Source organism: Pseudomonas sp. M47T1, assembly GCF_000263855.1.
Classification (GTDB): domain Bacteria; phylum Pseudomonadota; class Gammaproteobacteria; order Pseudomonadales; family Pseudomonadaceae; genus Aquipseudomonas.
Window position 1 is genome coordinate 165,774 of record NZ_AJWX01000003.1, and the last position, 18,741, is coordinate 184,514.

Annotated in this window: 15 protein-coding genes; 8 read left to right on the forward strand and 7 right to left on the reverse strand. The window is 64.5% G+C overall.

Annotated features, from left to right (window positions below):
* Position 1: 1 nt before the first annotated feature.
* The 7 genes from PMM47T1_RS04625 to PMM47T1_RS04655 form a co-directional block, all read right to left on the reverse strand.
* Positions 2 to 1,030, reverse strand: coding sequence for an ABC transporter ATP-binding protein (locus PMM47T1_RS04625; RefSeq protein ID WP_008366249.1), 1,029 nt, complete (start codon positions 1,028 to 1,030; stop codon positions 2 to 4).
* Between the two features lie 153 nt (positions 1,031 to 1,183).
* The gene (gene ydcS / locus PMM47T1_RS04630; RefSeq protein ID WP_008366251.1) at positions 1,184 to 2,335 is read right to left on the reverse strand and encodes a putative ABC transporter substrate-binding protein YdcS; all 1,152 of its coding nucleotides are present in this window, start codon (positions 2,333 to 2,335) and stop codon (positions 1,184 to 1,186) included.
* 105 nt (positions 2,336 to 2,440) lie between these two features.
* Positions 2,441 to 3,901, reverse strand: coding sequence for a gamma-aminobutyraldehyde dehydrogenase (locus PMM47T1_RS04635; protein WP_008366253.1), 1,461 nt, complete (start codon positions 3,899 to 3,901; stop codon positions 2,441 to 2,443).
* A 135-nt stretch (positions 3,902 to 4,036) separates the two neighbouring features.
* Entirely contained in the window at positions 4,037 to 4,951 is a 915-nt protein-coding gene (locus PMM47T1_RS04640) for a LysR family transcriptional regulator (RefSeq protein ID WP_008366255.1), read from the reverse strand.
* Positions 4,952 to 5,140: 189 nt separating this feature from the next.
* On the reverse strand, positions 5,141 to 5,833 hold the full coding sequence (locus tag PMM47T1_RS04645) for a YoaK family protein (RefSeq protein WP_008366257.1): 693 nt from the start codon (positions 5,831 to 5,833) through the stop codon (positions 5,141 to 5,143).
* A gap of 86 nt (positions 5,834 to 5,919) precedes the next feature.
* Positions 5,920 to 7,191 (reverse strand): sensor histidine kinase, encoded by a 1,272-nt coding sequence (locus PMM47T1_RS04650; RefSeq protein WP_043300723.1) that lies wholly within the window; start codon positions 7,189 to 7,191, stop codon positions 5,920 to 5,922.
* The gene (locus PMM47T1_RS04655; RefSeq protein WP_008366261.1) at positions 7,184 to 7,858 is read right to left on the reverse strand and encodes a response regulator transcription factor; all 675 of its coding nucleotides are present in this window, start codon (positions 7,856 to 7,858) and stop codon (positions 7,184 to 7,186) included. Before PMM47T1_RS04655 ends, PMM47T1_RS04650 begins: the two co-directional genes overlap by 8 nt.
* Before the next feature lie 134 nt (positions 7,859 to 7,992).
* On the opposite strand from PMM47T1_RS04655, the gene PMM47T1_RS04660 reads away from it, so the two are divergent.
* The 8 genes from PMM47T1_RS04660 (at position 7,993) to PMM47T1_RS04695 (ending at position 18,699) form a co-directional block, all read left to right on the forward strand.
* Positions 7,993 to 10,254 carry a TonB-dependent receptor gene (locus PMM47T1_RS04660; protein WP_081492616.1) on the forward strand — a complete coding sequence of 754 codons (2,262 nt, stop codon included), beginning with the start codon at positions 7,993 to 7,995 and terminating at the stop codon, positions 10,252 to 10,254.
* Positions 10,254 to 10,964 (forward strand): tetratricopeptide repeat protein, encoded by a 711-nt coding sequence (locus tag PMM47T1_RS04665; protein WP_008366264.1) that lies wholly within the window; start codon positions 10,254 to 10,256, stop codon positions 10,962 to 10,964. The genes PMM47T1_RS04660 and PMM47T1_RS04665 overlap by 1 nt, the downstream gene beginning before the upstream one ends.
* Before the next feature lie 348 nt (positions 10,965 to 11,312).
* Positions 11,313 to 12,935 (forward strand): methyl-accepting chemotaxis protein, encoded by a 1,623-nt coding sequence (locus tag PMM47T1_RS04670; protein ID WP_008366266.1) that lies wholly within the window; start codon positions 11,313 to 11,315, stop codon positions 12,933 to 12,935.
* Positions 12,935 to 13,459 carry a chemotaxis protein CheW gene (locus PMM47T1_RS04675; RefSeq protein WP_008366269.1) on the forward strand — a complete coding sequence of 175 codons (525 nt, stop codon included), beginning with the start codon at positions 12,935 to 12,937 and terminating at the stop codon, positions 13,457 to 13,459. Before PMM47T1_RS04670 ends, PMM47T1_RS04675 begins: the two co-directional genes overlap by 1 nt.
* On the forward strand, positions 13,459 to 14,718 hold the full coding sequence (locus PMM47T1_RS04680; protein ID WP_008366270.1) for a CheR family methyltransferase: 1,260 nt from the start codon (positions 13,459 to 13,461) through the stop codon (positions 14,716 to 14,718). Before PMM47T1_RS04675 ends, PMM47T1_RS04680 begins: the two co-directional genes overlap by 1 nt.
* The gene (locus tag PMM47T1_RS04685; protein WP_008366272.1) at positions 14,715 to 15,398 is read left to right on the forward strand and encodes a chemotaxis protein CheW; all 684 of its coding nucleotides are present in this window, start codon (positions 14,715 to 14,717) and stop codon (positions 15,396 to 15,398) included. The genes PMM47T1_RS04680 and PMM47T1_RS04685 overlap by 4 nt, the downstream gene beginning before the upstream one ends.
* Positions 15,395 to 17,692, forward strand: coding sequence for a hybrid sensor histidine kinase/response regulator (locus tag PMM47T1_RS04690; RefSeq protein WP_008366274.1), 2,298 nt, complete (start codon positions 15,395 to 15,397; stop codon positions 17,690 to 17,692). Before PMM47T1_RS04685 ends, PMM47T1_RS04690 begins: the two co-directional genes overlap by 4 nt.
* The gene (locus PMM47T1_RS04695; RefSeq protein ID WP_008366276.1) at positions 17,689 to 18,699 is read left to right on the forward strand and encodes a chemotaxis response regulator protein-glutamate methylesterase; all 1,011 of its coding nucleotides are present in this window, start codon (positions 17,689 to 17,691) and stop codon (positions 18,697 to 18,699) included. The genes PMM47T1_RS04690 and PMM47T1_RS04695 overlap by 4 nt, the downstream gene beginning before the upstream one ends.
* Positions 18,700 to 18,741: the final 42 nt, after the last annotated feature.

Consider the following 18,741-nt stretch of genomic DNA (forward strand, 5'->3'; position numbering starts at 1 on the left):
GTCACAGGCCCTCGGTTTCGCGCAGGGCGGTCATCGCTTCGCGGGCCCAGCGGGCGTTCAGGCGCTGGCCGGGTTGCAGGACGATGCTGGGTTCCTGCCACTGATTGTTGGCCTGGCTGATGGCGATCACCTGGCCGCTGTCCAGCTTGAGCTCGTAGCGGGTGGAACTGCCCTGGTATTGAATATCATGCAGCAGGCCGCTGATTTGTACTTCGTGGGCGGTGGACGCCTCGCCGAAGCGGATATGTTCCGGGCGAATGGAGAACGGCAGGTCGGTGCCGCTCAATTGCCGCGCGGCCTCGCCCCGCAGCACGTTGGAGGTGCCGACGAATTCGGCGACGAAGGTGGTGGCCGGTTTCATGTACAGGTTGCGCGGGGTGTCGACCTGTTCGATGCGGCCCTTGTTGAACACCGCCACGCGGTCGGACATTGATAGCGCTTCGGTCTGGTCGTGAGTGACGAAAATGAAGGTGATGCCCAACTGGCGTTGCAGCTTCTTCAATTCGCTCTGCATCTGCTCGCGCAGCTTCAGGTCCAGGGCCCCCAGCGGTTCATCGAGCAGCAGCACCCGTGGGCGGTTCACCAGGGCGCGAGCCAGGGCCACGCGCTGGCGCTGGCCACCGGAGAGCTGCACCGGCTTGCGCTGGCCGTAGCCGCCCAGGGCCACCATGGCCAAGGCCTCTTCAGCGCGCTGCAGGCGTTCCTGCTTGCCCACGCCTTTCACTTTCAAACCGTAGGCCACGTTATCCAGCACGTTCATGTGCGGGAACAGGGCGTAGTCCTGGAACACCGTGTTGACGTCGCGCTGATACGGTGGCAACCCCGCCGCCTCGGCGCCATGAATGCGGATGGAGCCTTCGCTGGGCTGTTCGAACCCGGCGATCAGGCGCAGGCAGGTGGTCTTGCCCGAACCCGACGGGCCCAGCATGGAAAAGAACTCGCCGTCCTGGATATCGATGGAAACCCGGTCAACGGCCTTCACCTCGCCGAACACGCGGGAAACCTGGGTGAACTGGACTGCAAGCGTCATGATGCGCGACTCCGATGGGCAAAAAAGGGCGGTGCGATCCCGGTGTAGGAGCGGGCCGTGCCCGCGAACCAGGCGCCGCGGTATGTGAGCATTAGCGCGGTGAGGCCTTCGCGGACACGGTCCGCTCCTGCACGGGGAGGGCGTGGCTAGCGCTCAGCGGCCGCCCATGATCGCGATGTAGTCCTGGGTCCAGCGGCTGTAGGGCACGAACTTGCCGCCCTCGGCCTGCGGGGTTTTCCAGAAGGCGATCTTGTCAAACTGGTCGATGCCGTTGGTCTTGCAGCCCTCGGCGCCCAGCAGTTCGCTGCTGGTGCACGCCGCCGGTACCGCTGGCAGGGAGCCGAACCAGGCGGCCACGTCACCCTGCACCTTGGGTTGCAGCGACCAGTCCATCCACTTGTAGGCGCAGTTGGGGTGCGCGGCGTCGGTGTGCAGCATGGTGGTGTCGGCCCAGCCGGTGGCGCCTTCCTTCGGAATGGTCGAGGCCACAGGCTGGTTATCGGCTTTCAGGCCGTTGACCATGTACCCCCAGGAGCTGGAGGCCACCACACCTTCGTTCTTCACGTCACTCATCTGCACGGTCGCGTCATGCCAGTAGCGGTGTACCAGCGCATGCTGGGCGCGCAGCAGGTCGAGCACGGCCTTGTACTGGGTTTCGTTCAACTCGTAAGGGTTCTGAATGCCCAGTTCCGGCTTGGTGCTCTTGAGGTACAGCGCCGCGTCGGCGATGTAGATCGGACCGTCGTACGCCTGTACGCGGCCCTTGTTGGGCTTGCCGTCGGGCAGGTCCTGGGCATTGAACACCACGCCCCAGCTGGTGGGTGGGGTCTTGAACACGTTGGTGTTGTACAGCAGCACGTTCGGGCCCCACTGGTAGGGCGTGCCATAGGTCTGCGTGTTGACCACGTACCAGGGGCCGTCCTTGAGGCGCGGGTCGATGTTCTTCCAGTTGGGGATCAGCGCGGTATTGATCGGTTGCACGCGCTTGCCGGCAATCAGTCGCAGCGAGGCGTCGCCCGAGGCGGTCACCAGGTCGTAGCCACCCTTGGCCATCAGGCTGACCATTTCGTCCGAGGTGGCGGCCGTCTTGACGTTGACCTTGCAGCCGGTTTCCTTCTCGAAACCCGTCACCCAGTCATAATTCTTGTCGCTCTCGCCCCGTTCGATGTAGCCCGGCCAGGCCACGATATCCAGTTGCCCTTCGCCGGCGCCTACCGCCTTCAGCGGTTCGGCGGCCTGCAGGCTGGCGCTGGCCAGCAGTGCGGTGGTCAAGGCGCTGAGCAGCGCAATCTTGTGCTGGTGCATGGGTATCCCTCTTCTTCATATTATGGTCGGGGCAGTTTTTCGAACGGGTGCGGCGGGCCTTCGTCGAGGCTGGTTCTTAGAGTAGTGGTGATACCGGGTCGCGGGTCAGAGATGCTCCCCATGGCGGGCCATGATGTGGCGTACCACGCTGTAGTCCTGCAATGAATCGCTGGACAGGTCCTTGCCGTAGCCGGAGCGCTTGAGGCCGCCGTGGGGCATTTCGCTGGCCAGCATGAAATGGCTGTTGATCCAGGTGCAGCCGTACTGCAATCGCGCGGCTACCTGCATGGCCTTGTCCAGGTTCTGCGTCCAGACCGACGAGGCCAGGCCGTATTCGGATTCGTTAGCCCAGTCCACGGCCTGGTTCAGTTGGTCGAAGCGGGTCACCGTGACCACGGGGCCGAACACTTCGCGCTGGACGATCTCGTCGTTCTGCCGGCAGCCGGCCAGCAGCGTGGGTTGGTAAAAAAAGCCCGGCCCCGAATGCACGGCGGCGCCGGTGATGCGTTCGATGTGCGGCTGGCTTAGGGCGCGTTCCACAAAACTGGCCACGCGGTCGCGCTGGCGGGAGCTGATCAGCGGCCCCAGTTCGTTGTCTGCGTCGCGCTTGCCGGCAAAGCGCAGCTTGCTCACCGCATCGCCCAGCTCGCTCACCAACTGGTCGTGAATGCCCGCCTGGGCGTACACCCGGCACGCCGCCGTGCAGTCCTGCCCGGCGTTGTAGTAGCCATAGTTGCGCACGCCGTCGACCACGGCCTGCAGGTCGGCGTCGTTGCAGACGATCACCGGCGCCTTGCCGCCCAACTCCAGGTGCGTGCGCTTGACGGTCTTGGAGGCGGCCTGGAGAATTTTCTGGCCGGTGACGATGTCGCCGGTCAGTGACACCATGCGCACCTTGGCATGGCTCACCAAATGGCTGCCGACGCCTTCGCCGCCGCCGCAGACAATGTTCAGCACGCCACGCGGCAGTATCTGCGCCAGCGCCGGCGCCAGTGCCAGGATCGACAGCGGCGTGTGCTCCGAGGGCTTGAACACCAGCGTGTTGCCGGCCGCCAGCGCCGGGGCGATCTTCCACGCCGCCATCATGATGGGGTAGTTCCAGGGCGCGATGGAGGCCACTACGCCAATCGGGTCGCGGCGCACCATGCTGGTGTAGCCGGGCACGTATTCGCCGGCCAACTGGCCGGTCTGGCAGCGCACGGCACCGGCGAAGAAACGAAACACGTCGACGGTGGCGTTGAGGTCGTCCTGGCGTGCAAGGTGCAGTGGCTTGCCGCAGTTCAGCGCTTCCAGGCGGGCCAGGTGATCGGCCTGGCGGGCCACTGTATCGGCGATGTCCAGCAGCAGGTTGGAGCGTTGCTGCGGCGTGGTGCGCGACCAGCCGGCAAAGGCCCGGTGCGCGGCCAGGATGGCCTGCTCGACCTGGTCGATGCTGGCTTCGGCAATGTGGGTGAGTACTTCAGCGGTGGCGGGGTTGATGATGGCTTCCACCTGGCCCTGGCCGGCGACAAGCTCGCCGTCGATCAGCAGTGCGGTGCACAGGGGCGTGGGGGAAGTGCCGGCCATGTTGCGAGGTCTCTTTTCTTTTGGGCTCACGGGCAGGCTCCTGAAGGGCAGCCCGGGCACGGATTGTCTCGATGGGTAGAGACTAGTGCGCGGGCGAGCGGGCTACAAATTCTAAATACTGAATGCAGCGTTCGATTAAATAGATAGCCTGCGGCCGTTGTGCGGTTGTTCGCGGGCGACGGTCAGAAACGGGTCCACCAGTGCCGGGCGCGCGGTGCCTCGGCGCCAAGCCAGGCCCACGTCCAGGGTCTGGGTGAGGTCGGCCAGCGGCCGCGCCTCGATGATGTCGCCTTCCAGCGACCAGGGCCGATAGGTCATGTCCGGTTGAATCGACACGCCAAGGCCGGCGGCCACCAGGCTTCGCACCGCTTCGGTGGAGGCGGTGCGCAGGCTGATACGCGGCGTGAGGGCGGCGCCGGTCCAGATGCGCTGGGCGTTGCGGTCCATTTCGTCGACGTTGAGCTGAATCAGCGGCTCGCGGGCCACGTCGGCCAGGTTGATGCTGTCGTGTTCCAGCAACGGGTGTTGGGCCGGCAGCCACAAGCGGTGCGGCGAGTGCGTGAGCACCTCGGTCTGCAAGGCGTGGCGGTCTTCCAGGTTGGACAGGATCAACACCCCCACATCGATCTCGCCGCTCACCAGTAGGTGCTCGATGTAGGGGCGCTCATCTTCCATCACCCGCAGCTCGACATTGGGGTAGGCGCGCTGGAAGCGGGTCAGCAGGTCGGCCAGGTAATACCCGGCCACCAGGCTGGTCACGCCGATGATCAACTGCCCGGCCACCTGATCGGTGCTCTGCTGCAGGCTGCGCTTGGCGTTGTCGACAGTGGCCAGGATCAAATGCGCCTGGCGCAGAAACTGGTGGCCCTGGTGGGTCAGGGTCATGCCCTTGGCGTGGCGGTTGAACAGGCTGACGCCGATTTCCTGCTCCAACTGCTGGATGGCCAGGGTCAGGGTGGACTGGGAAATGAACACCGCCTGGGCAGCGGCCGAGATCGAACCGGTCTCGGCCACGGCAATGAAATGGCGGATCTGGCGCAGGGTCATCATGAACAGGTCACTCGTTCCAGGGCACGACCCGTGTAGCCGCAGCCAGGCGGCAACTGCTACAGGCAGATCATGCAGAAGGGTAGGAGTGTATATCTTTTTTTTCGATGGCTACCTCCCGCCCTCTGCGAAAGGGGCGCATGTGCTCGTCCTCATCGAACTAGACGTGCTCCGTTCATTGAGGGAAGGTTTTCATGGGGTAACGGCGGATCGCTCTGTCGCAGTCGCCCAGCAAGCCCAGGCGGCCACGGCCAGGGGCACGCTCAAGCACCACAGGCCGATCACCAGGTACAACAATGCCGAGCCGATACACCCCACGGTGAAGCCCAGCAGGTTTTTGCCAATTGGCCCCAGGCGCGCCATCACTGCTGCACGCTCCTCGGCATCACGCAGCCCGATCAGCGTGAACACGTCGATCGCCACCTGCGTCACGTTCCCCGTCATCAACGTGGTCGGCGGCGCCGCCTTCAAGTGCTGGCGCGACAGTGCGTTCTGGATGGCCATGGCCGATACCCCGACCATGCCGGTCAGCAGCGCGGCGATGCTGTCGCCGTCCTTGAACGGCCCCAGCCACACGGCCAGGGCCAGGAACAGCCCGAGCAAAACGGTGTGGGCGATCATCAACAGGTGCAGCGAGGCCAGGTTGCGCCGGTGCAGCGCGCTGGCCGCCAGGTGAGTGAGGCCCACCACCAACACGAACACCGGCAGGGCCAGCAATTTGGCCAGCGCGCCGGAGGTGCCATGCACAATGCTTACGCCCAGGGTGACAAAGTTGCCGGTGACGTGGGCAGTGAACAGCCCCTGCAAGGCCAGGAAGCCAACGGTGTCGACGAAGCCGCCGTTGAAGCTCAACGCTGGGGCAATGGATGGGTGGAGAGGGCGCATGGTCATTCCTTGAGGGCTGGGGGGCAGCGCCATTCTGGCGCTGGTGCCTTTCAGGAACAATTATCCGGAAGGTGAAATGATTGTTTCTATTTTCGGGACGGTTCGCAGTCCAGGCGAAAACACGTCGGCCCGCCTTCGGGGGAGGTGACGCTGATGGCCCAGCCCTGGTTCAGGCAGATGCGCTTGACCAGCGACAGCCCCAGCCCCAGGTTGTCGATGCTGGGTTGGGCGCCGCGGGTGAAGGGCAGAAAGATGGCCTGGTGCTGGTCGGCGGGCACGCCGGGCCCATTGTCCTGCACCTCCACCCAAGTGTCCCCGGCCCGCAGCCTTATTTCGCTGCCTGTGCCGGCGTATTGCAGGGCGTTGCGCAGCAGGTTGCCCAATACCGTGCGCAGCAACGGCACGGGGTAGCTCGGTGCAGCGGCGGTCCCACCTTGATGTAGCAGCAGTGTCAATTGCAGGCGTTGTGCCTGGGGCCGCGATTGCTGCAGTTGTTCATCAACCGCCTGGGCCATGCTGGCCCGGGCAAAGCCCAGGCAATCGGACTCGCCACGGGCCAGCATCAGGTAGGTGTCCAGACGCTGGCGCATGTCCTTGATGGAGCCTTCGATCCGCTGCATCTGCTCATCGGCGCTCACGCTCAGGTGCTCTTCGTCGCGCAGTACTTCACAGGCGCTTAGCGCCGCCATCATCGGCGTGCGCAGTTCGTGACCGACGTCGGCGGTGAACAGCCGTTCGCGTTGCAAGGCCAACTCCAGGTGGTTGTAGGTGTCGTCGAAGGCCTGCGCCACCGTACCGATTTCATTGCGGGGGAAGTCCGTGGCCAGCCGGCTGCAAGGCGGCAGGCTAGCGCGGGTGGTCATGCTGGCTGACAGGCGTTCGATGGGGCGAACCAGCCGGCGGGTGGTGATCAGCCCCAACAGCACGGCCAGCAGCACCAGGCCACCGACGCTGATCACACCGACCATCACCAGCGTGGTCTGGCTGTGTTCATAGTCGGTGTAGTCGCGCATCAACAGGAAGCGCTGGTTGCCGTCATCGAGCACGCGCACGTGCCACAGGCGCTGGCCGCGCATCAGTTTGTAGAAACCCGGTGACAGACTGCGCAGGTCGGCAGGGAACTGCGCCGAACCTGGCGCGCCGGCAAAAAAGCGCCCAGGGCGCCCCTCGCCACCGCTGGCCACTTCTTCGCGCACCCGCTGGATGGCGATGCCCATGTCGATTTCCTGCAAGCGCATTTCCAGGCGGTTCAGGCCAATGTTCGACAGGCCCAGCACCAGTGCGCCGGTGAGCAGGCTAACCAATCCATAGATCAGGATCAGGCGCCGCCCCATGCTATGACGGCGGCCGTCAGTCATCGGCGCTCAGCCGGTAGCCGATGCCGTGTACCGTGCGCAGCAGCGGCAGGGCAAAGGGCTTGTCCACCACGTGGCGCAACTGATGGATATGGGTGCGCAGGCTGTCGCTGTCGGGCGGTGAATCGCTCCACAGCAACTCTTCCAGCTTGCGCCGTGCCAGCACTGCAGGGCTGGCTTGCATCAGCGCTGTCAACAGCCGCAGCGGCGCGGGCGGCAGTTTCAGCGCCTGGCCGGCGCGGCTCAGGGCCAGGGTGGCGGTGTCCAGGCACAGGTCGGCCACCTGCAGCACGGTCGGGTGCGGCGGGCTGGCGCGCAGCAGCACGGCGTTCACCCGCGCCGCCAGTTCGGCCAGGGCGAAGGGCTTTACCAGGTAATCGTCGGCGCCGGCCTCGAAGCCTTCCAGGCGGTTTTCCAGGGTGTCACGGGCAGTCACCATGATCACCGGAATGCGCCGGCCGCCTTCTTCACGCAATTGTCGGCACAGGGAATAGCCGTCCAGGCGCGGCAGCATGAGGTCGAGGACGATGAGGTCGAAGTCACCGCCACGGGCCATGTCCAGGCCCTGGGCGCCGTTTTCCGCGCAATCGACAATGTAGCCGCGGCGGCTCAGGTAGCGGGTGATGTTGTCGAGGATGACCAGGTCGTCCTCGATGACCAGAATGCGCATGGGCGGACCGTATGGAGTGAATGTGTCGAAGGTGAAATCTTCTTAACAAGATCTTGAGAAGCATTCGCGCACAATGCGCGAAAGAGAATCGTTGTTGTTTACTTTAACCTGCTGGCCCCTCCTACGAGAACCCCATGAGCCGTCAATCCACTCTCCCACCTCGCCTGGACGTTTCCCTGGGCATGGCTGTCGCCACGCTCAGCAGCTTCACCTACGCTGCCGACCCGGTGCCCAACACGTTGCAGTTGGACTCCACCGTCATCGATGCGCCCCAGGAAAGCGGCACCCCGTACCAGACCGAAAAGCTCTCGGGCAGCAAATTCACCGAAGCGCTGCGCGACACGCCGCAGAGCATCAGCGTGGTGCCCAAGCGTGTACTGGAAGAGCAGAACGCCCAAGACCTGAAGGATGTGTTGCGCAACGTGCCGGGCATTACCTTCAACTCCGGTGAAGGCGGCGGCGGGGTGGGTGACAGCATCAACATTCGTGGTTTCAGTGCCGACGGCAACATCTACCGCGACGGCGTACGTGACCCGGCCAAGTACACCCACTCCGAGCTGTTCAACACCGAACAGGTGGAAGTGCTCAAGGGTTCCAGTGGTTCGGGCTGGGGTGTGGGCGCCATTGGCGGCGCCATCAACCTGGTGACCAAAAGCCCTGAGTTGAAAGACTTCGACACCCTGGACGTGGGCGTTGGCACGGCCAACTACAAGCGCTCCACCCTGGACATCAACCATACCATTGACGGTTTGGGCGAGGGCGCGGCGTTCCGCCTCAACGTGGTGGGCTACAAGGGCGGCGAGAACGGCCGTGACTGGATTCAGCGCGAGCGCAACGGCTTCGCGCCGTCCTTGTCCCTGGGCCTGGGCACCGACACCCGCTTCACCATCGCCTACGAGTACCTGCACGACAACGGCAATACCGACTACGGCATTCCTACCGTGGACGGCAGCAACGGCAGCAGCCCGCGCCGCCTGGGCAGTTGGAGCCGTTACTGGGGCTGGCGCAACCTGGACAAGGAAAACAACGAGTCCCACCGCCTGAACCTGAAGTTCGCCCATGACTTCAACGACAATGTCACCTTCGACAATCAGCTCACCTATTTCCACCTGGACCACGACTACTTCGTCACCACGCCGGGCGGTACCTACTACAGCGCGTCCAACCCAGCCCCGGGTGTGATGGCCAACAAGGGCGTGTACCGTCGTTACCTGAACACGCCGGAACGCGATCAGACCAACGCAACCTGGAGCGACCAGAGCAACCTGACGTTGCGCTTCGATACCTTCGGCATCGGCCACACCCTGGTCACCGGTATCGAATACAGCAAGCAGACCCTGCAATCGGACATCGGCAAGCTCACCGCCGCCGACGCTGCGCAGATGACCAACCTGACGTCCGACAGCAACAGCTGGTCCAAGTACCCGTATTCGGCAGACACCTACACCAGCTCCGAAATCGGCGCCGAGCAGACCGATAAAGCCTTCTACGCCCTCGATACCCTCAAGTTCAACGAGCACTGGGAACTGAACCTGGCCGCTCGCCAGGATCACTACGATTCGCGCATCACCAGCAACTACTCGCGCACCAGCCAGACTGCGGCGTGGGTGGATAACGGCAACTCGTCCGATTCGGAAAAACTCACCAGCGTGCATACCGCCCTGGTGTACAAACCGGTGGAAGAGGGCAGTATCTACCTCAGCTACGCCAATGCCCGCCAGCCCAGCAGCCTGACCGCCGTGGCGCAGACCGGCAGCAGCACCGGCGACAGCACCCAGCGCGGCAAGACCATCGAACTGGGCACCAAGTGGGATGTGCTCAACGAAAACCTGAGCCTCACCGCCGCCCTGTATGAAACCAAGCGCAGCCTGACCTACACCGATGACGACACCGGTGCCACCCTGAACGTGGGCGGCGAGCAGCGCGTGCGCGGGCTGGAGCTGGGCGTGGTGGGCAACATCACCGACAAGTGGTCGGTGTACGCCGGTTACGCGTACCAGAATGCCGTGACCCTGAAAGCCGCCAACGCCACTTCCGAAGACGGCAGCGTGGGCATCGCCAACACGCCCAAGCACACCATCAGCCTGTGGAACACCTGGAAACTGCCGGGCAACAACAGCTTCAGCTATGGCGTGCGCTATGTTGATACCGTGGACATCTACCAGGGCACCGGCACCGGCGCCGACTCGGTCACCACCTCCGCCAGCAAGACCACCTTGCCCGACTATGTAGTCCACGACATGGCCTTTACCCACGCCATCAACAAGAATGTCGACCTGCGCCTGAACGTCACCAATATCTTCGACAAGCGTTATTTCACCGAATACAACGGCCGCGGTTACGGTATTCCGGGCGATGGACGCGGTGCCACGCTGACCGCCGAGTACCGCTTTTGATGCTGGCCGATCCCGTCCTGCGCCTGGGGGTGCAGGACTGCACCGCGGTGGCGCGCCTGCTGCTCGACCAGGCCGCTGCCGGCAGCCTGGAGGCCCAGGCGCGCCTGGGCCAGGTGCTGCTCGACGGCCATGGCATCGAACGGGACGCAGAACTGGCCTTGCGCTGGTTTCGCATCGCGGCGGCGCGCGGCCACCTGTCAGCCCTGAACATGGTGGGCCGTTGTCTGGAACTGGGCTGGGGCTGCAAGCCCGATCTGCCAGGTGCCACCCACCACTACCGCGCCGCCGCCGAGCGCGGGCTGGACTGGGGCCAGTACAACTACGCCAATCTGCTCAGCCGTGGGCTTGGCGTGGCCAGGGACATGGTTCAGGCCTTGACCTGGTACCAGCGCGCCGCCGATGCCGGGCATGCCAAGGCCATGAACCTGGTGGGACGCTTCCACGAGGAAGGCTGGGTGTCGCCGGTGAACCAGGCGCTGGCTTTCGAATGGTTCCAGCGCTCGGCCCTGGCCGGGGATTTCCGTGGCCAGTGCAGCTACGCGGCGATGCTGGTGCGTCGTGGCGAGCTGGACGAAGCCGCGACATGGGTCATGCGTGCAACGCGCACGGCCACGCCGGCGTTCTTGCGCACCATTCGTGAAGCCGTAGTGCCTTTACCCCCTGCGGTGTTTGCCCCGGTAATCGAGGCCATCGACCAACGCCTGGGCTAACCCCCCACTCGCAGGCTGCGAAAAGCTCCGCAGGACCTTCGGCGTTGTCATGTCGATCGCGTGCCCGCTGCGCGCGCCTTCGCAGCCTGGCGGCAGCCTAAAGAGGCTGCGTCTTGCGACGCGCCAGGCAATGCGCGGTGCTCATCCCTTTTCGACACACCTATAGCCGCTGTCGCGAGGGTGACGATACCCAGCGTACTCAAGCGCCACAGGGCGCGGGTGCCACCGTATTGGCCATCATGTCGGAAACATGTAGGGAAGTAGCCAAAAACGACACAGTCAGCAGGGTTATCCCTAGGCTATACTCGGCCAATTTGCCGGTAGATGTAGCACTCTCGAGGGATGACTGTGAAGAACTGGACATTGCGCCAACGGATTCTGGCGAGCTTCGCCGTGATTATCGCCATCATGCTGTTGATGGTGGTCGCCTCCTATACGCGCCTCAAGGCCATCGACGATGCCCAGGAAAACGTCCGCACCGACAGTGTGCCGGGGGTCTACTACAGCTCCATGATCCGCAGCGCCTGGGTTGAAAGTTACGTCTACACCCAGCAGCTGGTGGGGCTCAGCTACCAGCGCGAATACGTGACGTCTGATGAAGACCAGTTCAAGGGCTTTTCCGACCGTCTCACCGAGCAGATGGCCAACTACCAGAAGACCGTGTTCGATCCGGACGACAAAGCCAGCTTTGACGAGTTTTCGCGCCTGCGCGCCAACTACGAACAGGCCCTGGCCAAAGTGCTGGACGCCTACCACCAGAAGCACTTCTCCCTGGCCCAGGACCTGCTCAACGACCAGCTCAGCCCCGCCTGGGCGGCGGGCCGCAAGCAGTTGAACAGTATGATTGAGCGTAACCGGGATGCGGCCGAACATGCTTCCAAGGCCAGTTCCCAGGCTGTGAGCGACGCCAAGCTCACCATGGGTATTGCCCTGCTGCTGGCCATCATTGCCGCCGGCGTGTGCGGCTTGCTGTTGTTGCGCGCAATCATGCAGCCGATGCAGAAGATCACCAGCATCCTGGAAACCATGCGCACTGGTGACCTGAGTTCGCGCCTGAATCTGTCCCGTCGCGACGAATTCAACATGGTCGAGACCGGCTTCAACGACATGATGACCGAGCTCACCGCGCTGGTGTCCCAAGCACAGCGTTCCTCGGTGCAGGTCACCACGTCGGTCACGGAAATTGCGGCCACCTCCAAGCAGCAACAGGCCACGGCCACCGAAACTGCGGCCACTACCACCGAGATCGGTGCCACCTCGCGGGAAATCGCCGCCACCTCCCGTGACCTGGTGCGCACTATGACCGAGGTCACCTCGGCAGCCGATGCCGCCTCGATGCTGGCCGGCTCCGGCCAGCAGGGCCTGTCGCGCATGGAAGAGACCATGCACCAGGTGATGGGCGCCGCTGACCTGGTGAACGCCAAGCTGGCGATCCTCAACGAGAAGGCCGGCAACATCAATCAGGTGGTAGTGACCATCGTCAAGGTAGCCGACCAGACCAACCTGCTGTCGCTCAACGCCGCCATCGAAGCGGAAAAGGCCGGCGAATATGGCCGCGGCTTTGCCGTGGTGGCCACCGAGGTCCGACGCCTGGCCGACCAGACCGCCGTGGCCACCTATGACATCGAGCAAATGGTGCGCGAGATCCAGTCGGCCGTGTCGGCGGGCGTGATGGGGATGGACAAGTTTTCCGAAGAAGTGCGCCGCGGCATGTTCGAGGTGCAGCAGGTGGGCGACCAGCTGTCGCAGATCATCGCGCAGGTGCAGGCGCTGGCGCCGCGGGTGCTGATGGTCAACGAAGGCATGCAGGCCCAGGCCACCGGTGCCGAACAGATCAACCATGCCCTGTCGCAGTTGAGCGACGCTAGCAGCCAGACCGTGGAGTCCTTGCGCCAGGCCAGTTTCGCCATCGACGAACTCAGCCAGGTAGCCACCGGGCTGCGTGGCGGCGTATCGCGCTTCAAAGTCTGATGAGCGAGCCGCTGCGGTCGACCCGGGCCGCCCAGGGCAAGCTGTTCCTGATTTTTCAGGTAGGCGCCGAACGGTTTGCCCTGGCGGCCACCGATATCGGTGAAGTACTGCCCTGCGTGCCGCTCAAGCCGGTGGCCCAGGCGCCGGCCTGGGTGGTGGGTATTTTTGCCCACCGTGGCCGCGTAGTGCCGGTCATTGACGTGGGCCAGTTAATGTTCGGCACCCCGGCGCCCCAGCGCACCAGTACGCGCCTGGTGCTAGTGCATTACCGCAGTGACCCGGCGCGCCCGGACCTGCGCCTGGGCCTTATTCTGGAGCACGCCACCCACACCCTGCGCTGCAACCCGGATGACTTTCGCCCCAGCGAAGTGTCCAACCGCACTACGCCCTACCTGGGGCCGGTGCGCGAGGATGAACAGGGGTTGCTGCAATGGGTGGGCGTGCAGGACTTGCTGGATGAGCGGGTGCGCGAGCTGCTGTTTGCCCCGCAACTGGCCGACCGCCTCAAGGATGGGGAAGACTGATGGAAGGCGATCCGCGTTTCTTCAAGTTCCTGCGTGAGCGCATCGGCCTGGACGTGGCGTCGGTGGGCCCGGCGCTGATCGAACGGGCGGTCACCCAACGGTGCGCCGCCAGCGGCGCCGGGAACGCGGACGCCTACTGGGGCCTGCTGCTGGGCAGTGGGGCCGAGCAGCAGGCCTTGATTGAAGCGGTGATCGTCCCCGAAACCTGGTTTCTGCGTTACCCCGAGACCTTTGTAGCGCTGGCCAAGCTGGCCCAGGCGCGGCTGGCGGAGCTCAAGGGCAAGCGGGAACTGCGCATCCTCAGCCTGCCGTGCTCCACCGGTGAAGAACCTTACTCCATTGCCATGGCGTTGCTGGACGTGGGCATTTGCCCGGCCATGTTCAAGGTCGATGGCGTCGATATCAGCCCCCTTTCCGTGGCCAAGGCCCAGCGTGGTGTGTACGGGCGCAATTCGTTCCGAGGTGCTGACCTGACCTTTCGCGAGCGTCATTTCGACGCCATGGATGACGGCTATCGATTGAGCGACCGGGTGCGCCAGCAAGTGCGCCTGCACGTGGGCAACGTGCTGGACCCGGCGCTGCTCAAGGGCGAGCCGCCCTATGATTTCGTGTTCTGCCGCAACCTGCTGATCTATTTCGACGTGGAAACCCAGCAGCGTGTGTTCGAGGTGCTCAAGGGCCTGAACGACAAAAGCGGTGCGCTGTTCATCGGCCCCGCCGAGGGCAGCCTGCTGGCACGCCTGGGCATGCGCCCGCTGGGCATCGCGCAGTCTTTCGCGTTTGTGCGTGACGACACGCCGCCGCCTGAGCCGGCGGCGCCTTATGTGCGGCCTGCGCCGACGACCCGGCCGCCGCCACCGTCCGCACCGGTAGCGCGTTCACGGGCGATGCCAGCCGTCCCTCAAGTCGCGACGCCTGCGGCCGAAAAACCGGTACAGGTAACACTCGAGCAGATCGCCAGCCTGGCCAACGAAGGCAAGAGCCAGGAGGCCATGCAGGCTTGCGAACAGTACCTCAAGCACCATGGGCCGCATGCGCAAGCGTTCTACTGGCTCGGTTTGCTCAACGATGTCGGTGGCGATGCCCGCAAGGCCCAGGATTTTTACCGCAAGGCGCTGTACCTGCAACCGCAGCACTCCGAGGCATTGGCCCACCTGGCCATGCTGCTGGCCGCCCAGGGCGACAGCGTCGGTGCGCGGCGCCTGCAGGAGCGCGCCGCGCGCAGTGACCGAACCGCTGACAGTGAGCGTAAACGATGATTGGCCTGGCTTCGCTGAACGTCATCCAGGGGGATGGCGAAGCGATTGACGATTGCTGGAACCGGATCGGAATTCATGGCGACAAGTCATGCCCGTTGCTGGCCGACCATATTCATTGCCGAAACTGCCAGGTGTATGCGGCGGCGGCCGTGCGCCTGCTGGACCGCTACTCCCTGGTGCGCGAAACGGTGCGGGGTGAAACCATCGAGGCCCTGGGCCAGGTGGCCTCGCGTTCTCTGGTGGTGTTCCGCCTGGCCGAGGAGTGGCTGGCCCTGGCCACCCGCTGCCTGGTGGAGATTGCCCCGGTGCAGTCCGTGCATTCGCTACCGCATCAGCGCTCGCGGGCGCTGCAAGGCGTGGCCAACGTGCGCGGGGCCCTGGTGCCCTGCCTGTCGCTGGCTGAATTGCTGGGGGTGGACGTGAGCGTCAACCCGGTCACGTCGGCGCGCATCATGCCGCGCATGCTGATCCTGGCTGCTGCCGGTGGCTCGGTGGTAGTGCCGGTGGATGAAGTGGACGGTATCCATCGCATCGAACTTGCGCAGCTTGAAAACGCCTCGCCCGCCGTGGGCCAGGCCGGCAACCGCTTCACCCATGCCGTGCTGCCCTTCAAGGGCCGCAGCGTGCGGGTGCTGGATGAAACTCAGCTGCTGGACGCCGTTGCCAGGAGCCTGACATGACCCCGGAGCAAATGCGCGACGCCTCGTTGCTGGAACTGTTTGCCCTGGAAGCCGAAGCCCAGACCCAGGTACTCAGCGCCGGCCTGCTGGAACTGGAACGCAACCCCAAACAGGCCGAACAGCTGGAAGCCTGCATGCGCGCGGCGCACTCGCTCAAGGGTGCAGCGCGCATCGTAGGCGTGGACGCCGGGGTCAGCGTCGCCCACGTGATGGAGGACTGCCTGGTCAGTGCCCAGGAAGGGCGCCTGCTGCTGACCCCTGAACACATTGATGCCCTGCTGCACGGCACCGACCTGCTGATGCGCATCGCCACGCCTGAAACCGCGCCCACCACCGAGGACATCGCCACCTACTCGGTGCGCATGACGGCCCTGCTAGACCCCTCGTTCATTCCCCCGGTACGGCCTGCTGTCTCGCCTGCACAACCCGAGCCCGCGCAGGCGCAGGAGCCGGAGCCGGAGCCGGAGCTTGAGCCTGAACCTGCACTGGCGGCCGAGCTTCCCGCTGCCACGCAGCCGCGCCAGGCCAAGGGCCCCGTCGAAGGCGGCGAGCGGGTGCTGCGGGTGACTGCCGAACGCCTGAACAGCCTGCTCGACCTGTCCAGCAAGTCCCTGGTCGAAACCCAGCGCCTCAAGCCTTACCTGGCCACCATGCAGCGCCTCAAGCGCATGCAGGGCCAGAGCCAACGGGCGCTGGACGGCCTCAAAGAACATCTGCAAGCCAGCGCCCAGACGGAAGAAGTGCACGAAGCGCTGGCGCTGGTCCAGGGCCTGCTGGCCGAGACCCAGCACATGCTGGTGCACCAGACCAGTGAGCTGGACGAGTTCGGCTGGCAGGCCAGCCAGCGTGCCCAGTTGCTCTACGACACTGCCCTGGCCTGCCGCATGCGGCCCTTTGCCGACGTGCTCGGCGGTCAAGTGCGCATGGTCCGTGACCTGGGGCGTTCGCTGGGCAAGCAGGTGCGCCTGGACATAGAAGGCGAGAAAACCCAGGTCGACCGCGACGTGCTGGAAAAGCTCGAGGCGCCGCTGACGCACCTGCTGCGCAATGCCGTCGACCACGGCATCGAAATGCCCGAGCAGCGCCTGCTGGCCGGCAAGCCGCTCGAGGGTCGCTTACTGCTGCGGGCTTCGCACCAGGCCGGCCTGCTGGTGCTGGAATTGAGCGACGATGGCGGCGGTGTCGACCTGGACCGGCTGCGCCGCAGCATCGTCGAGCGCCAGTTGTCGCCAGCCGAGACGGCCGTGCAACTGAGCGAAGAAGAACTGCTCAGCTTCCTGTTTCTGCCCGGTTTCAGCCTGCGCGACAAAGTGACGCAGGTGTCAGGGCGCGGCGTGGGCCTGGACGCGGTGCAGCACATGATGCGCCAGCTGCGCGGCTCGGTTGAACTGACCCAGGTACGTGGCCAGGGCAGTAGTTTCCATATCGAAGTGCCGCTGACCCTGTCGGTGGTGCGCAGCCTGGTGGTGGAAGTGGGCGAAGAGGCGTATGCCTTCCCGCTGGCGCACATCGAACACACGCTTGACCTGCCGGCCGAGGACGTTGTCCAGCTGGAGGGGCGCCAACACTTCTGGTACGAGGGCCGCCACGTCGGCCTGGTCGCCGCCAGCCAGTTGCTGCAACGCCCGGCCGGGCAAAGCAGCGATGCGTCGTTGCGCGTGGTGGTGATACGCGAGCGCGACGCCATCTACGGCGTGGCGGTGGAGCGCTTCATTGGCGAGCGTACCCTGGTGGTGTTGCCGCTGGATGCGCGGCTGGGCAAGGTTCAGGACATCTCGGCCGGTGCATTGCTGGACGATGGTTCGGTGGTGCTGATCGTGGATGTCGAAGACATGCTGCGCTCCGTGGAGAAACTGCTGACCACTGGGCGCCTGGAACGCATTGATCGTCGCGCGCGGGTCGGCGCCGAACAGGCGCGCAAGCGCGTGCTGGTGGTCGACGACTCTCTCACCGTGCGCGAACTGCAACGCAAGTTGCTCAGCCACCGCGGCTATGACGTGGCGGTGGCGGTGGATGGCATGGACGGCTGGAACGCCCTGCGCAGCGAGGATTTCGACCTGCTGATCACCGACATCGACATGCCGCGCATGGACGGCATCGAACTGGTGACCCTGGTGCGCCGCGATGAGCGCCTGCAATCGCTGCCGGTCATGGTGGTGTCCTACAAGGATCGTGAGGAAGATAGACGGCGTGGACTGGATGCCGGAGCCGACTACTATCTGGCTAAAGCCAGTTTCCACGACGATGCCTTGCTCGACGCTGTGGTCGAGTTGATCGGGAGTGCGCAGGGATGAAAATAGCCATCGTCAACGACATGCCCATGGCCGTCGAGGCCCTGCGCCGGGCACTGGCCTTTGAGCCTGAGCACCAGGTGATCTGGGTGGCGGGCAATGGCGCCGAAGCAGTGGCCAAATGCGCCGAACAGGTGCCCGACCTGATCCTGATGGACCTGATCATGCCGGTTATGGACGGCGTGGAAGCCACTCGCCAGATCATGGCTGCCACGCCTTGTGCCATCGTCATCGTCACCGTGGACCGCCAGCAGAACGTGCACCGGGTGTTCGAGGCCATGGGCCATGGCGCCCTGGATGTGGTCGATACTCCGGCCCTGGGCGCAGGCAACCCGCGTGATGCGGCCGCACCGCTGCTGCGCAAGATCCTCAACATCGGCTGGTTGATCGGCCAGCGCGGCACACCGGTCAAGAGCGTGCCTACGCCCCTGCGCAGTAACGTCCAGCGCCACGGTCTGGTGGCTATAGGCTCTTCGGCCGGTGGCCCGGCGGCGCTGGAAGTGTTGCTCAAGGGCTTGCCGAAAAGCTTTCCGGCCGCCATTGTGCTGGTGCAGCACGTGGACCAGGTGTTCGCAGCGGGCATGGCCGATTGGCTGGCCGGTACCTCGGGCCTGGACGTGCGCCTGGCCAGGGAAGGCGAGCCGCCGCAACCTGGCGTAGTATTGTTGGCAGGCACTAATCATCACATCCGTCTGCTCAACGACGGCACACTGGCCTACACGGAGGAGCCGGTGAACGAAATCTACCGACCCTCCATTGATGTTTTTTTCGAAAGCGTCGCGCGTTTCTGGCGCGGCGATGCGGTTGGCGTGCTGCTGACCGGAATGGGGCGCGACGGTGCCCAGGGCTTGAAACTGCTGCGCCAGCAGAATTTCCTGACCATTGCACAGGATCAGCAAAGCAGTGCGGTGTATGGCATGCCCAAGGCGGCAGCCGCCATTGATGCAGCGGTGGAAATCCGCCCACTGGAGCGGATTGCTCCCAGACTGATGGAAATTTTTCAGCCATGACCCCGAGAACCACGCCGTGCCGGCTCCAAGGCAGTGACCAGG